The sequence below is a fragment of the Sphingopyxis sp. genome, from assembly GCF_050725615.1.
Lineage (GTDB): Bacteria > Pseudomonadota > Alphaproteobacteria > Sphingomonadales > Sphingomonadaceae > Sphingopyxis.
This window is the reverse complement of the sequence record NZ_JBOHHU010000005.1, coordinates 70,077-83,944: the sequence shown is the minus strand read 5'-3', so window position 1 is coordinate 83,944 and position 13,868 is coordinate 70,077. Positions and strand designations below refer to the sequence as shown.

The window sequence follows — 13,868 nt, the reverse complement described above, 5'->3', positions numbered from 1 at the left end:
CACGATGTCAGCGTGTCTCGACTTCGCTCGACACGAACGGGTTGATGGGTTCGTTTAGCGCTTCTCGAACCGCACCAGCCCCGCACCCAGCTCATTCGCCCCTATCGCCAGTGCTTCGCCGCTCCAGTCGGCGACAAACACCGATTTGCGGTCCATGCCCGCAGGCAGGGTCGCACGATTGCCCTCGATCACCAGCCCGCGCGACGGGTTCTTGCGTTCCTCGGCGGCGACCGCGATCAGCGCCGAATAATTTTCCTTGTCGCGGCCCTGCACGAACATGTTGTTCGCGATCCGCCCGACCGATCCCGACGGCAGGTCGATCATATAGTTGGTCGCCGTCCCCTGCGTATCGTCGAAGCTGTTGTCGCGCACGTCGACCACGATCCCACGCGACTTGAAATAATGGCCGCCGCTGCCCTTTTCGAAGCGCGTCCGCGTGACGATCACGCGGCCATAGATGCCGGTGTAGACGCTGTGCGCGCAGCTCAGCCCCCGGTCGCAGCGACCGAGGCGCGAGAAGGTCGAGCGGTCGATGGTCAGCGTCGCCTCGGGGTCGTCGGCGGTCAATATGCCTTCCTCGCTGTTACGGAACAGGCTGTTGGCGATGTCGAGATCGCTTTTTTCGAGCCGGATGCCCGCGCCATTGCCGTCGGGCACGCGCATGTTCTGGAACACGATCCCGTCGACCTTCGCGCCCGCGCCGCGCAGCACCAGCGCCGCCTTGCCCTCACAGGTCACGCCGTCGAAGATCGCGCGCCCGGGTTCGGCGGCGACGAAGGCGATGCGTCCCGCCGTCTGCACCGCGCAGTCGCGATGATAGCCGGACGCGATGCTGATAGTCCCCTGCCCGTCGCCGATCGCATCGACCGCATCCTGCAGGCGCGAATAGCCCCGGCCGTCGATGCTGTAGGGCGCGCTGCCGGTCTGGGCGGGCGCGGGGGCGGCAACGACCACGGCAGCGATGAGCAGCGCGGTGATCAGGCTGGGACGAATGCGGATCATGCCAAGACCATAGGCGAAACGGGCGCGCCAGTCGTTTGCAAGGCTGGTTAACGGGCGGCGCGTCCCGAAAGCGGACGCCCCCGATCACGCGGGTTAACGCCAGGGCTGGATCACCATGTCAGGCGAATAATAGGTCAGATATTGCGCGAGCCGTGGCTGGTTCGAACGGTTCGGGCTCGCCGCATGGGGCAGGTCCTGGCGCCAGATGATCAGGTCGCCCGCGTGGCCCGCGACATGCTTTACATCGGCCGACAGATCGACCTCGCGCGGGTTGGCGCCGTTCAGCCCGGCGAGCCAGCCATCGATGCGCTTGTGGAAACCGGGGACGCAGCGGAACGCGCCTTGATCGGCTTCGGTGTCGGTCAGATAGAGCACCGCCTGCGTATGAAACGGGATCGGTTGGACGAGGCTCGCGTCCCAATGGATATCCGAACCGCTGAACGGATGGCCGGGGCGCTCGGGCGGGTTGAAGCCCATGCGGTCGATGATCACCCACAGATTTTCGGCGCCCCAGAGCTGGGCGAACGCCTTATGGACACGCGGGCTGCGGCGCGCGGCTTCGAGCGCGGGGCTCTGGAAATGCGGGACCATGATGCCGTTCGTTTTGGCGCTGTACCAGCTTTCGACATCGTCGGGCGAGGCCTCGATCACCTGCCACAGCAGCGCCTTGACGGCGTCAATCTCCTCCGCCGAAATCGCATCGGGCAGGATGACATAGCCATGCTCGTCCCAGTGCGCGAGCGCGGCTTCGTCGAGCACATCGGGCATCGCCGCGATCGCATCGAGCGCCGCCTGCGCGTCTTCGCCCGGTGCCATTTCATAGAGCCAGGCGTGAAAGCGGTCGACCAGCAGCGGGTCGGGCGCACCGGCGGTTTCGATTATCCACGCCTGAAAGCCCGCATAGTCCGGCTTCACCAGATAGAGCTGCTCGAACACCTGCTGATTGCCGAGCCCCAATGTGTCGAGCAGCAGCTTGCCGACCATCTCGTCGAGCGGTGGTCCCTTGCCGCTGTGCGACGCCCAAAATTCCTCCAGACAGGCGATTTCAAGCACTTCGGACATGATCGGCTTTCGTCAATCCAGATTGGGGCGCAGCCAGCGCGTCGCGGTCTCGATATCGACCCCGCGCCTTTGTGCATAGTCCTCAAGCTGGTCGCTGCCGATCCGCGCCACCCCGAAATACTGGCTTTCGGGGTGCCCGAAATAGAAACCGCTGACCGCCGCGGTGGGCAGCATCGCAAAGCTTTCGGTGAGCACCAGCCCGGCATTGTCGCCCGCCGCGAGCAGGTCGAACAGGATCGGTTTCAGGCTGTGGTCGGGGCACGCCGGATAGCCCGGCGCCGGACGGATGCCGCGATATTCCTCCTTGATCAGCGCCTCGTTGGTCAGCTGCTCGCCGGGCGCATAGCCCCACAAGGTGGTGCGGACATGCTGGTGCAGTCGCTCGGCGAACGCCTCGGCAAAGCGGTCGGCGAGCGCCTTCAGCAAGATGTCCGAATAATCGTCCTTGTCGGCGCGGAAGCGTTCCGAAAACGGCTCGATGCCGTGGATGCCGACGGCGAAGCCGCCCATCCAGTCGCCCGCCGGATCGATGAAGTCGGCGAGGCACATATTGGCGCGGTCGCGGCTCTTCTTGATCTGCTGGCGCAGGAAGGGGAGCGTCACATGGCGCTCTTCCTCGGCGAGATGGATCGTCACGCTGTCGCCGTCGCGCGCGCAAGGCCAAAGGCCGCACACGCCGCGCGCGGTCAGCCACTTTTCGGCGATCAACTGGTCGAGCATCGCGTCGGCGTCGGCCTTCAGGGCCTGCGCGGTCTCGCCGACCACCTCATCGTCCATGATCGACGGCCATGTGCCGTGGAGTTCCCAGGCGCGGAAGAAGGGCGTCCAGTCGATGCAGTCGCGCAAATCCTCGAGCGACCAGTCGTCGAAGCGGTGCAGCCCTGGCTGGAGCGGCGGTGCGGGCTTGTCGCTGAGATAGGCGTCGTAATAATTGGCGCGCGCCTCTTCGAGCGTGTGGAGCACGCTCTGCCCCTTGCCCGCGCGCACGTCGCGGACATGGGCATAATCGTCCTTGAAACCCTTCACATAGGCGTCGCGCCCGGTGTCGCTGACCAGCGCGGTCGCGACCCCGACCGCGCGGCTCGCGTCGAGCACGTGCAGCACCGGCCCGGCATAGGCGGGATCGATGCGCAGCGCGGTATGGACCTTCGACGTCGTCGCGCCGCCGATCAGCAGCGGCATCGTCATGCCCGCGCGCTGCATTTCCTCGGCCACCGTCACCATCTCGTCGAGCGAGGGGGTGATCAGGCCCGACAGACCGATGATGTCGGCGTCATTCTCGTTCGCCGCTTCCAGGATCTTGGACCAGGGCACCATGACCCCAAGATCGACGATCTCGAAGCCGTTGCACTGGAGCACGACGCCGACGATATTCTTGCCGATGTCGTGGACGTCGCCCTTGACGGTCGCCATCACGACCTTGCCCTTGCCCTTCGCGCCCGGTTCCTTCGACGCCTCGATGAAGGGCAGCAGATGCGCCACCGCCTTCTTCATCACGCGCGCCGATTTCACCACCTGCGGCAGGAACATCTTGCCCGATCCGAACAGGTCGCCGACGACGTTCATACCGTCCATCAATGGCCCTTCGATCACTTCAATCGGGCGCGGCAGCAGCAGGCGCATTTCCTCGGTATCGTCGACGACATGGGCGTCGATACCCTTGACCAGCGCATGTTCGAGCCGCTTGGCGACCGGCCAGCCGCGCCATTCCTCGGCGGCCTTTTCCTGCGCCGGATTACTGCCCTTATAGCGTTCGGCGAGCGCGATCAGCCGCTCGGTCGGCGATTCCACCTCTCCTTCAACCTTGCGGTTGAGCACAACATCCTCGACCGCCTGCCGCAGTTCGGGATCGATCGTGTCATAGACGTCGAGCTGCCCCGCGTTGACGATCGCCATGTCGAGCCCGGCGGGGATCGCATAATAGAGGAAGACGCTGTGCATCGCGCGGCGCACGGTCTCGTTGCCGCGAAAGCCGAAGCTGAGGTTGGAGAGGCCGCCCGAAAAATGGACATGCGGGCAGCGAATACGGATTTCCTTCACCGCCTCGATGAAGTCGACCGCATAATTGTCATGCTCTTCCAGACCCGTCGCGACCGCGAAGACATTGGGATCGAAGATGATGTCCTCGGGCGGGAAACCGATCGTCATCAGCAGCTTGTAGGCACGCTCGCAGATTTCGATCTTGCGCTCGCGGGTGTCCGCCTGCCCGACCTCGTCGAACGCCATGACGACGACCGCGGCGCCATAGGCCATGCATTTGCGCGCATGGGCGAGGAACGGCTCTTCGCCTTCCTTCATGCTGATCGAATTGACGATCGGCTTGCCGGGGACGCATTTGAGGCCGGCTTCGATCACGTCCCACTTCGAGCTGTCGATCATCACCGGCACGCGCGCGATATCGGGTTCGGCGGCGATGAGCTTCAAAAAGGTCGTCATCGCATATTCGGCGTCGAGCAGGCCTTCGTCCATGTTGACGTCGATGATCTGCGCGCCATTCTCGACCTGCTGGCGCGCGACCTCGACCGCTGCGGTGTAGTCGTCGGCGAGGATCAGCTTCTTGAACGCCGCCGAACCGGTGACGTTGGTGCGCTCGCCGATATTGACGAAGGTGGAGGAGGCGGCGGGAGTGTCGGTCATCTCGATCTTCTTCTCCCCTCCCGCTTGCGGGAGGGTCGGGGGAGGGCTTGTATGATTCACGGGCGGCGCTGGAGAGGAGCAGGCCCTCCCCTAACCCCTCCCGCAAGCGGGAGGGGAACTAGGCCGCCATCGTGAAGGGCTCCAGCCCGGCGAGCCTTGTCCGCACCGCCACCTCGGGCAGCGCGCGCGCGGGCAATCCTTCGACCGCCTTCGCGATCGCGGCGATATGCGTCGGGGTCGAGCCGCAGCAGCCGCCGAGGATGTTGACCTGTCCATGACCCGCCCATTCGCCGACCAGCCCGGCGGTGGTATCGGGCATTTCGTCATATTGGCCGAGTTCGTTGGGCAGGCCCGCGTTGGGATAGACCATGATCAACGTGTCGGCGATCTCGCTGAGCGTCTTGACGTGCGGGCGCAGCTGCGTCGCGCCGAAGGAGCAGTTGAGCCCGATCGTCAGCGGCCGCGCATGGCGAACGGCGTGCCAGAAGGCCTCGACCGTATGGCCCGACAGGTTACGGCCCGACAGGTCGGTCAACGTCATCGACAGCATGATCGGCAGGTCGCGGCCCAGCGCGTCGCCGGCCTCGATCGCCGCCATGATCCCGGCCTTGGCGTTGAGCGTGTCGAAGATCGTCTCGATCAGGATGAAATCCACCCCGCCCTCGACCAGCGCGTCGATCTGTTCGCGGTACACCTCTTTCAGATGATCGAAGTCGATCTCGCGAAAGCCGGGGTCGTTGACGTCGGGCGACAGCGACAGCGTCTTGTTGGTCGGCCCGATCGCCCCGGCGACGAAGCGCGGGCGGCCGTCTTTCGCCCGGAACTCGTCGGCGACGCGGCGCGCCATCCGGGCGCTTTCGACATTGATCTCGCGCACCAGATGTTCGGCGCCATAATCGGCCTGGCTGATCCGGTTGGCGCTGAAGGTGTTGGTCTCGGCAATGTCCGCCCCCGCCTCGAAATAGGCGCGGTGGATGCTTTCGGGCACGTCGGGCCGGGTCAGCGCGAGAATGTCGTTATTGCCCTTCTGATCGTGGGACAATCCCAGCGTTCCGGCATAGTCGGCCTCGGACAATTTCCAGTTCTGGATTTCGGTCCCGAACGCGCCGTCGGTGATCAGGATGCGATCCTTGGCGGCCGCCAGCAAGGCTTCACGAGCGATGGTCATGCGGCTTTCTCCGTTGCGGGCGCCGCCGGGCGGACCCCCAGCATATGGCAGATCGCATAGCTGAGTTCGGCCCGGTTGAGCGTGTAGAAATGGAAGTCGCGGACCCCGCCCGCATAGAGGCGGCGGCAGAGTTCGGCGGCGGTGGTCGCAGCAACGAGCTGGCGCGCGGCGGGCAAGTCGTCGAGTCCCTCGAACAGCGACGCCAGCCAGCGCGGCACGTCGGTGCCGCACATCGCCGACATGCGCTGGATCGCGGCAAAATTGCTGACCGGCATGATCCCGGGCAGGATGGGCGCGCTGATCCCCGCCGCCGCCGCCGCATCGCGAAAGCGGAAGAAAGTGTCGGGTTCGAAGAAGAATTGCGTCATCGCTCGCGTCGCCCCGGCGTCGAGCTTGCGCTTGAGATTGTCGAGATCGGCCGCCGGGCTCAGCGCCTCCGGATGCATTTCGGGATTGGCGGCGACCGAGATTTCAAACGGCGCGATCTCGAGCAGCCCCGACACCAGTTCGGCGGCGCAGCTATAACCGTCGGGATGGGCGCGGAAGCTCTCGCCCTTCACCGGCGGGTCGCCGCGGAGCGCGACGATGTGGCGAATGCCCGCATCCCAATAGGCCTGCGCCACCTCGGCGATCTCGTCGCGGCTGGCGTCGACGCAGGTCAGGTGCGCGGCGGCGGGGATGCCGGTTTCCTGGACGATCCGCGCGACGGTCGCATGGGTGCGCTCACGCGTCGATCCGCCCGCGCCATAGGTCACCGACACGAAGTTCGGCCCGAGCGGTTCGAGGGTGCGGATCGAGTCCCACAAGGTCTCGCCCATCTTCTCGGTCTTCGGCGGGAAAAATTCGAAGCTGATGCCGACGTCGCCGGCGAGTCCGGCGAACAGCGGCGACGCGGCGGCGCGATGCGCCTCCGACAGCGAATTGAGATTGGTCGTCATGCCGCAAGCCTTTTGCGCTGTCCGTCCTGCTGGACCGGAGATTGATCTTCGTCGCTGCGGCGACGGCCAAGCCAGAGCTTGACCGCAAGGTCGCCGCCTTCGAGCGTCTGCGAGTTTTCGAGCACCATGCCCGCCGAGGCGAACCAGCCGCGGATCTGCGCGTCCGAAAAGCCGAGGCGGGCGTGCGCCGCGAGCGTGCGCATCTCCTCATCCTCGTGCGGGGCGAAATCGACGATCAGCAGATGGCCGCCGCCGCGCAGCACCCGGCTCGCCTCGGCGATCACCCGGTCGGGTTCGTGCGCGAAGTGCAAGGCCTGATGTACCACGATGCTGTCGATGCTCGCGTCGGCGAGCGGCAGGTCGAGGAAATCGCCCTGCACCAGGTCGATCGGCACCGGCTGGTCCGCCAGCTTGGCGCGCGCGATGCGCAGCATTTCGGGGCTGCGGTCGAGCGCGGTGATGCGACGGACGCTCGGCGCGAAGATCTCGGCCATGCGGCCGGTGCCGGTGCCGATGTCGAGCAGATGACCGAGCCGGCGGTTGTGCATCAGCGCCAGCATCGCCGCCTCGACCTCGCTTTCGGGGATATGGCGCGAGCGGATCGCATCCCATTCGGCGGCATGGTCGGCGAAATAGCGTTCGGCGACCGCCGCGCGTTCGGTCCGCACGGCGGCAAGCCGCTGCGCGTCATAACCGATGATCAACGCCTCGCGCGGCGAAAAGGGCCAGAGTTCGGCGCGGGCCAGAATCTGGCCTACCGGCCCGCCCTCGGCGATCCGCAGAAAGACCCAGCTCCCTTCGCGGCGACGCTCGATGATCCCGGCGTCGGCGAGGATGCGAACATGGCGCGAAACGCGCGGCTGGCTTTGCTCGAGAACGACGGCGAGTTCGCCGATCGCCAGCTCCATCTCGCGCAGCAGGGCGACGACTCGCAAGCGGGTCGGATCGGCAAGGGCACGAAAAATGTCGAGCAACTCGGTCATTTAGAGACATATAAAGATTTCTTTATATCCAGTCAACCGAGCGCCGCGCCCTATTTCCGGCGTCTTGCGCCAAGATGAACGAGCGCCTTGTCTCATTTGCGCCGGAGCACGCAAAAACCCCGTTGCACCGCTTTTTGCGAAATTGTAGCGGTGAAGACGGTTGGCAATTCGCCGGGTCGGAATGGACCGTATCCGGAATGCTACCGATCAGTTCACTCGAGAGGGGTATTCCCATATGAAAAAGACCATCACTCTGTCGCTCGTCCTCGCCGCCTCGCTGGGCCTCGCCGCTTGCGGCGAAAAGAAGGCTGACGAAGCCGCGACCCCGGAAGCAACGACCGAAGCAACCACCGAAGGTGCTGCTGACGGCGCGATGGACGCCGCTGCCGGTGCTGCCGACGCGACCGCCGCTGCCGCTGGTGAAGCCGCCGACGCCGCGACCGGCGCTGCCGACAAGGCTGGCGAAGCCGCCGACAAGGCCGGCGAAGCTGCCAAGGCTGCGACCGAAGCGACCGACGCCGCCAAGGCTGCTGTCGACGCTGCCAAGAAGTAAGCTTCTGGCCGGCCTTTTGGTCGAAGGATTTGGGGGTCGTCGGCTTGCCGGCGGCCCCTTTTCCGTTTTGACGTTTTTTCGTTTTGGAACGGGAACGGCCTTCGCGCGTTGCGGCTGCGCGGTTGCCAACGACCCCGTGCGGAGTTAGTCCTGCACGCAAGGGGCCGGATGCCGGTCGCTTTGGTTTTGAAAGGAATATTCATGCGTAAACTCATCATCGCGTCGATCGCCGCTGCGGCTTTCAGCCTGACCGCCTGCTCGGAAAAGGCGAAGGAAGAAACCTCGGAAGCCGGCGCCGCCGTCGCCGATGACGCCGCCGCTGCGGGCGATGCCGTCGCCGCTGGCGCCGCCGATGCGGCCGACGCGACCGCCGACGCCGCCAAGGATGGCGCCGACGCCGTCGTCGGTGCCGCCGACAAGGCCGGCAATGCCGTCGAAGGCACGGTCAACGCCGCTGGCGACGCCGCCGCCAAGGCCGGCGACAAGATCAAGGAAGAAACCGCCAAGGCCGAAGCCAACGACAAGAAGTAAGTCGTTGGCGCGCTGACGCGTGCTATGAAAGGGGCTCCATTCGCGTGCGGATGGGGCCCTTTTTGCGGGAGTGAGAGACGATGCCGAACCGCAAGACCGCCATGGCCGTGACCGCAGCGGCGCTGATCCTGGCCTCGGGGTGCAGCCGGACGGACAACGAGCCCGGGCCCGGCGGTGTGACCGTCAGCGAGGCCAAGGCGCTCGACGACGCCGCCGAAATGCTCGAAAGCCGCGACGGCACGGCAACCGCCGACCAGGATGCGACCAAGAAATAAGCGGCTTTCGCTGGCGTCGTCCCGGCGCTAGACTGGCGGCGTCCCGCGACTGGCGCTGAAGATGGAGTCCCATCGGGAAGCGGGACGGACCATGGGTCCTGCGAGCCGCGCGCCTGGGTGATCCAACGCCAGCGCCAGGACACGCCCATGACCGATACCCAGCCCACCACCATCGTCTTCCTGCTCTTTCCGGGCATCACCCAGCTCGATTTCACCGCGCCCGCACAAGCCTTGTGCCGCATGCCCGGCGCTATACTCGTCGGGGCGGCGGCGAACCGCGATCCGATCGCCACCGACAGCGGTTTTGCAATCCTGCCGACGCATGATTTCGCGTCGGCGCCGCAAGCCGACATCCTCTGCATTCCCGGCGGGCATGGCGTCGTCGAAGCGCTGCGCGACCAAAGGACGATCGATTTCATCGCGGCACAGGCTGCGGACGCCGCCTGGGTGACGAGCGTGTGCACCGGCGCCTTCCTGCTCGGCCGGGCCGGATTGCTCGCGGGCAAACGCGCGACGACGCATTGGGGCTATACACATCTGTTGCCGCTGGTCGGCGCCGAATGGGTGAACGCGCGCGTCGTCGAGGACGGCAATGTCGTGACCAGCGGAGGCGTGACCTCGGGACTCGATTTCGCGCTAACGCTGATCGCGCGGCTGAAGGGCGATGCGATCGCGCAGGCAATCCAGCTCGCGATCGAATATGATCCCGCCCCGCCCTTCGCCGGCGGCCATCCCGATCACGCGCCTGCGGCGATCACCGCAGGGTTGAAGGCGCGGGTCTATGATGCGGCGGCGGCGCGCATGGAATCGGCGCTGGCGGCGGACGGCTAACGGCAGTCGGTCAGCGCAATTTCGAACAGCTGCGGCCAATATTTTCCGGTCACGAACAGGCGTTTCTTCTTCGCGTCCCACGCAATGCCGTTGAGCACCGAGTCGCCGCCCCTTGCCCCTGCGGTCTTTTTCAGGCCGGTGAGGTCGATGAAGGAGGTGACATCGCCGCTGGCGGGGTCGATGCGGACGATCGCGTCGGTCATCCAGACATTGGCCCAGATTTCGCCGTCGATCGTCTCTAGCTCGTTGAGCATCGCGAGCGGTGCGCCGGCGAAACGCACCGTTACCTTGCCCTTTTCGGTCATCGTCGTGGGGTCGAAGAAGCGCAGGTCCGGCGTGCCGTCGCTCAGCACGAGGTCGTCGCCGCGCAGCGTCACGCCCCAGCCCTCGCCCTTGTAGCGGAAATTGCCGATCGGCTTGAGATCCTTGAGCCGCCAGCGGTGGCCGACCCCGCCCTGCCAGGTGACGCCGATGATCTGGTCCCGCCAGCGGACGATGCCTTCACCGAACTCGTCGGCGGGCAAGGCCTTTTCGGCGAGCGCCTTGCCGGTCGCGAGGTCGAGCCGCGCGATCCGTGAGCGGCCATATTGGCCGGTGCCTTCGTACAGATGGCCGTCGTGCCAGAAGAGCCCCTGGGTGAAGCTGGTGCGGTCGTGCGGATAGGTCTGGACGATGCGATAGCCGCAGCGCGGAACCGCCGGCGGCGCAGGCTCGGTTGCCGTCGGGGCCGCCGTCGGCGGCGTGGCCACGGCGGGCAGCGCCAGCAGCGACGCGGCGACCAGAAGCAGGCGCCGCAGGGTCATGCCACCACCGGCGAAGGCGCGGTCGCCGCGCGCCGACGATCCTCGAGCCGCGCATAGGTCGCGAGCAGGGGCGCGGCGGCGGCGCGCAGTTCGGGCGATGCCTCGCGCTGCTTGGCCTCCGAATCGCCCGCGAAAGCCTGCGTCGGAACCTTTGAATAGCGTGTGCCGGCCGCGACGATCTTTTCCAATGCCGCCGCGTCGGGTTCGACCCCAAAATGCGGCAACAGCGCGTCGGCGAGCGCGCCGGGAAGCTGCTCATAGTTGAGGAGCAGGCAGTCTTCATCGATCGCATCGGCGGCCGAACGGCAGATCCGGTCGAGAATCCACGCCGCATAATTGTCCGACGCGGCGGCGTCGGCCGCATCGACGCCATAGGCGTCGAGCGGCAGCACCCCCGGCCGGACGTGCATGCCGGGGCGGCGCTGCTGCGACACCAGCACCTCGACCGGGTCGCGATAGAGGAAAGTCCAGGGCGTGTCGGGCCACACCCCGCGCAGCAGCGGCAGCACGAAACAGTGCCAGGCATCGAGCTTGAGGAAACGGTGCCGTGCCTGCCCGTCGCGGTCGCGGGTCAGCGCGCCCGCCATCGCGCGGATCATCACCGGCGACAGCGTGCCGCGCCCGACAAGCTGGATCATCGTGTCGAGCACCGGGGGTTCGGCCACGACGATATGCCCGGGCGCCGCGCCGAGCATCTGGCCGGCCAGCGTCGAGCCGCAGCGCGACATATGATAGACGATGCCATCGGGCGCGGGGGCGTCGGCGAAGGGTTCGAGCGCCGCCAGCGGCGTCGCGCAGCGCATCAGCCGGTTGAACGGCAACAAGCGCACCTTGCGCCATGTTTCCTCGAAAAAGGGATCGGTGAGCGGCAAGCCCGCGAAATGCAGCCATTCGACGGCGATCGCGCCCTGATAACCGAGAAGGTCGACCGGCAGCCAGTGGCGCGGCGGTGCCTCGGCCAGCCGGAGCGCCGGAAGCTGCTGTTCCATTTGCGGGGTCGCGGCGCGGGCGAGCCCGGCAGCGAAGGTATCGCGGGCGATCGGCAAACCCAGCCCCGCAGCATAAGCGGTGATCGCATCGAGAAACGCCGCCGTGTCGGCGATCGGCGCAAGCCGGAGCTGCGCCGCCTCATCGGCGAGCAGCGCGGCGCGAAGGCGGTCGATGGGGGGCGCGGTGGTCATGGACATGGTCTCTAATGGGCGAACGCCCTGGCAACAAGCTTCTCCCCTCCCGCTTGCGGGAGGGGTCGGGGGAGGGCCTGTTGCCCAGCGCCGAGTCATATCCGACACGCCCTCCCCTAGCCCCTCCCGCAAGCGGGACGCGGACAAAAGGAAAGGGCCGGGAGATCGCTCTCCCGGCCCTTCCTGTCAGCTTGCGCCGAGCGATGGGTGCAGAGGACTTAGAAGTCCATGCCGCCCATGCCGCCCATGCCGCCGCCGCCCATGGGCATGGCGGGCTTGTCGTCGGGCGTTTCGGCGATGCCGGCTTCGGTGGTGATCAAGAGACCGGCAACCGAAGCGGCGTCCTGCAGCGCGGTGCGGACGACCTTGGTCGGGTCGATGACACCGGCCTTGACTAGGTCTTCATAGACGTCGGTCGAGGCGTTGAAGCCGAAGTTGCTGTCGTTCTGGTCGAACAGCTTGCCCGCGACGACACCGCCGTCGAAGCCCGCGTTTTCGGCGATCTGGCGAACCGGAGCCTGCAGCGCACGACGGATGATGTCGATGCCGCGAGTCTGGTCTTCGTTGACGCCCGACATGCCGTCGAGAGCCTTGGTCGCGTACAGCAGCGCGGTACCGCCGCCGGGGACGATGCCTTCTTCAACCGCAGCGCGGGTCGCGTGGAGAGCGTCGTCGACGCGATCCTTGCGTTCCTTCACTTCGACTTCCGACGCGCCGCCGACCTTGATCACCGCAACGCCGCCGGCGAGCTTCGCCAGACGTTCCTGCAGCTTTTCCTTGTCGTAATCGCTGGTCGTGGTTTCGATCTGCGCGCGGATCTGTTCGACGCGACCCTTGATCGCATCGGCTTCACCGGCACCGTCGACGATGGTGGTGTTGTCCTTGTCGATTGTGACGCGCTTGGCCTGGCCGAGCATGGCGAGCGTGACGCTTTCCAGCTTGATGCCCAGGTCTTCGCTGATCATTTCACCGGCGGTGAGGATCGCGATGTCCTGCAGCATCGCCTTGCGGCGATCGCCGAAGCCCGGCGCCTTGACGGCCGCGACCTTCAGGCCGCCGCGCAGGCGGTTGACCACCAGCGTAGCGAGCGCTTCGCCTTCGATGTCCTCGGCGATGATCAGCAGCGGACGGCCCGACTGCACCACGGCTTCGAGGATCGGCAGCATCGCCTGCAGGTTCGAGAGCTTCTTTTCGAAGATCAGGATGTAGGGATCGGCCAGCTCGACGAGCATCTTTTCCGGGTTGGTGATGAAATAGGGGCTCAGATAGCCGCGGTCGAACTGCATGCCTTCGACGACATCGAGTTCGAAATCGAGGCCCTTGGCTTCCTCGACGGTGATCACGCCTTCCTTGCCGACCTTGTCCATGGCTTCGGCGATCTTCTCACCGACTTCCTTGTCGCCATTGGCCGAGATGATGCCGACCTGGGCGATTTCAGCGGTGCCCGAAACGGGCTTCGACTGCGCCTTGATCGTTTCGACAACCTTGGTGACCGCGAGGTCGATGCCGCGCTTCAGGTCCATCGGGTTCATGCCGGCGGCAACCGACTTCATGCCTTCGCGCACGATCGCCTGGGCGAGAACGGTCGCGGTGGTGGTGCCGTCGCCGGCCTTGTCGTTCGCCTTCGATGCGACTTCGCGCAGCATCTGGGCGCCCATATTCTCGAACTTGTCCTTGAGTTCGATTTCCTTGGCGACGGTGACGCCGTCCTTGGTGATGCGGGGCGCACCGAAGCTCTTGTCGATCACGACGTTGCGGCCCTTGGGACCGAGGGTGACCTTCACCGCGTCGGCGAGGGTGTCGACACCGCGCAGAATGCGCTCACGCGCGTCGCGCGAGAATTTGACGTCTTTAGCAGCCATGTGCTTGTTCCTTTGAAAATGAAAACCGCGGAAAACCGCGTA

The 13,868-nt window shown here is 65.9% G+C and carries 13 protein-coding genes and 1 riboswitch; of the genes, 4 read left to right on the top strand and 9 right to left on the bottom strand.

Annotation, left to right across the window (positions count from 1 at the left end):
* Positions 1 to 54: 54 nt before the first annotated feature.
* The 6 genes from ACREB7_RS02365 to ACREB7_RS02340 all read right to left on the bottom strand — a co-directional run bounded on the left by ACREB7_RS02365 (position 55) and on the right by ACREB7_RS02340 (position 7,790).
* A complete protein-coding gene (locus ACREB7_RS02365) occupies positions 55 to 1,002 on the bottom strand; it encodes a right-handed parallel beta-helix repeat-containing protein (protein WP_431590705.1) in 948 nt (315 codons plus the stop codon).
* Between the two features lie 93 nt (positions 1,003 to 1,095).
* Positions 1,096 to 2,064, bottom strand: a complete 969-nt coding sequence (locus tag ACREB7_RS02360; RefSeq protein ID WP_431590704.1) for a phytanoyl-CoA dioxygenase family protein — start codon at positions 2,062 to 2,064, stop codon at positions 1,096 to 1,098.
* Between the two features lie 12 nt (positions 2,065 to 2,076).
* Entirely contained in the window at positions 2,077 to 4,701 is a 2,625-nt protein-coding gene (gene metH / locus ACREB7_RS02355; RefSeq protein ID WP_431590703.1) for a methionine synthase, read from the bottom strand.
* 118 nt (positions 4,702 to 4,819) lie between these two features.
* Positions 4,820 to 5,869 carry a homocysteine S-methyltransferase family protein gene (locus ACREB7_RS02350; RefSeq protein WP_431590702.1) on the bottom strand — a complete coding sequence of 350 codons (1,050 nt, stop codon included), beginning with the start codon at positions 5,867 to 5,869 and terminating at the stop codon, positions 4,820 to 4,822.
* Positions 5,866 to 6,807 carry a methylenetetrahydrofolate reductase [NAD(P)H] gene (gene metF / locus ACREB7_RS02345; RefSeq protein WP_431590701.1) on the bottom strand — a complete coding sequence of 314 codons (942 nt, stop codon included), beginning with the start codon at positions 6,805 to 6,807 and terminating at the stop codon, positions 5,866 to 5,868. Before metF ends, ACREB7_RS02350 begins: the two co-directional genes overlap by 4 nt.
* Positions 6,804 to 7,790, bottom strand: coding sequence for an ArsR/SmtB family transcription factor (locus ACREB7_RS02340; RefSeq protein ID WP_431590700.1), 987 nt, complete (start codon positions 7,788 to 7,790; stop codon positions 6,804 to 6,806). Before ACREB7_RS02340 ends, metF begins: the two co-directional genes overlap by 4 nt.
* 235 nt (positions 7,791 to 8,025) lie before the next feature.
* Between ACREB7_RS02340 and ACREB7_RS02335 the strand changes: the two genes are divergently transcribed.
* From ACREB7_RS02335 to ACREB7_RS02320, 4 genes are all read left to right on the top strand, one after another.
* Entirely contained in the window at positions 8,026 to 8,343 is a 318-nt protein-coding gene (locus ACREB7_RS02335; RefSeq protein WP_431590699.1) for a hypothetical protein, read from the top strand.
* A gap of 201 nt (positions 8,344 to 8,544) precedes the next feature.
* Positions 8,545 to 8,874 carry an entericidin EcnAB gene (locus ACREB7_RS02330; RefSeq protein WP_431590698.1) on the top strand — a complete coding sequence of 110 codons (330 nt, stop codon included), beginning with the start codon at positions 8,545 to 8,547 and terminating at the stop codon, positions 8,872 to 8,874.
* An 80-nt stretch (positions 8,875 to 8,954) separates the two neighbouring features.
* Positions 8,955 to 9,149: a hypothetical protein gene (locus tag ACREB7_RS02325; RefSeq protein WP_431590697.1), complete on the top strand. Its 195-nt coding sequence runs from the start codon at positions 8,955 to 8,957 to the stop codon at positions 9,147 to 9,149.
* A gap of 35 nt (positions 9,150 to 9,184) precedes the next feature.
* A riboswitch (ZMP/ZTP riboswitch) is annotated at positions 9,185 to 9,275 on the top strand.
* Between the two features lie 21 nt (positions 9,276 to 9,296).
* Positions 9,297 to 9,980: a DJ-1/PfpI family protein gene (locus ACREB7_RS02320; protein WP_431590696.1), complete on the top strand. Its 684-nt coding sequence runs from the start codon at positions 9,297 to 9,299 to the stop codon at positions 9,978 to 9,980.
* Here ACREB7_RS02320 and ACREB7_RS02315 read toward each other — a convergent pair.
* From ACREB7_RS02315 to groL, 3 genes are all read right to left on the bottom strand, one after another.
* Positions 9,977 to 10,783, bottom strand: coding sequence for a glutaminyl-peptide cyclotransferase (locus ACREB7_RS02315; protein ID WP_431590695.1), 807 nt, complete (start codon positions 10,781 to 10,783; stop codon positions 9,977 to 9,979). The genes ACREB7_RS02320 and ACREB7_RS02315 overlap by 4 nt on opposite strands.
* Complete coding sequence (locus ACREB7_RS02310; RefSeq protein WP_431590694.1) at positions 10,780 to 11,964, bottom strand: hypothetical protein; 1,185 nt, start codon at positions 11,962 to 11,964, stop codon at positions 10,780 to 10,782. Before ACREB7_RS02310 ends, ACREB7_RS02315 begins: the two co-directional genes overlap by 4 nt.
* A gap of 218 nt (positions 11,965 to 12,182) precedes the next feature.
* Positions 12,183 to 13,826 carry a chaperonin GroEL gene (gene groL, locus ACREB7_RS02305; RefSeq protein ID WP_431590693.1) on the bottom strand — a complete coding sequence of 548 codons (1,644 nt, stop codon included), beginning with the start codon at positions 13,824 to 13,826 and terminating at the stop codon, positions 12,183 to 12,185.
* Positions 13,827 to 13,868: the final 42 nt, after the last annotated feature.

Bases quoted from the DNA above. Each gene is read 5' to 3' on its own strand.
- ACREB7_RS02310 (WP_431590694.1), bottom strand. From the start codon at position 11,964: ATGACCACCGCGCCCCCCATCGACCGCCTTCGCGCCGCGCTGCTCGCC.
- ACREB7_RS02320 (WP_431590696.1), top strand. From the start codon at position 9,297: ATGACCGATACCCAGCCCACCACCATCGTCTTCCTGCTCTTTCCGGGC.
- ACREB7_RS02335 (WP_431590699.1), top strand. From the start codon at position 8,026: ATGAAAAAGACCATCACTCTGTCGCTCGTCCTCGCCGCCTCGCTGGGC.
- ACREB7_RS02325 (WP_431590697.1), top strand. From the start codon at position 8,955: ATGCCGAACCGCAAGACCGCCATGGCCGTGACCGCAGCGGCGCTGATC.
- ACREB7_RS02315 (WP_431590695.1), bottom strand. From the start codon at position 10,783: ATGACCCTGCGGCGCCTGCTTCTGGTCGCCGCGTCGCTGCTGGCGCTG.
- ACREB7_RS02330 (WP_431590698.1), top strand. From the start codon at position 8,545: ATGCGTAAACTCATCATCGCGTCGATCGCCGCTGCGGCTTTCAGCCTG.
- ACREB7_RS02350 (WP_431590702.1), bottom strand. From the start codon at position 5,869: ATGACCATCGCTCGTGAAGCCTTGCTGGCGGCCGCCAAGGATCGCATC.
- ACREB7_RS02360 (WP_431590704.1), bottom strand. From the start codon at position 2,064: ATGTCCGAAGTGCTTGAAATCGCCTGTCTGGAGGAATTTTGGGCGTCG.
- groL (WP_431590693.1), bottom strand. From the start codon at position 13,826: ATGGCTGCTAAAGACGTCAAATTCTCGCGCGACGCGCGTGAGCGCATT.
- metF (WP_431590701.1), bottom strand. From the start codon at position 6,807: ATGACGACCAATCTCAATTCGCTGTCGGAGGCGCATCGCGCCGCCGCG.
- ACREB7_RS02340 (WP_431590700.1), bottom strand. From the start codon at position 7,790: ATGACCGAGTTGCTCGACATTTTTCGTGCCCTTGCCGATCCGACCCGC.
- metH (WP_431590703.1), bottom strand. From the start codon at position 4,701: ATGACCGACACTCCCGCCGCCTCCTCCACCTTCGTCAATATCGGCGAG.
- ACREB7_RS02365 (WP_431590705.1), bottom strand. From the start codon at position 1,002: ATGATCCGCATTCGTCCCAGCCTGATCACCGCGCTGCTCATCGCTGCC.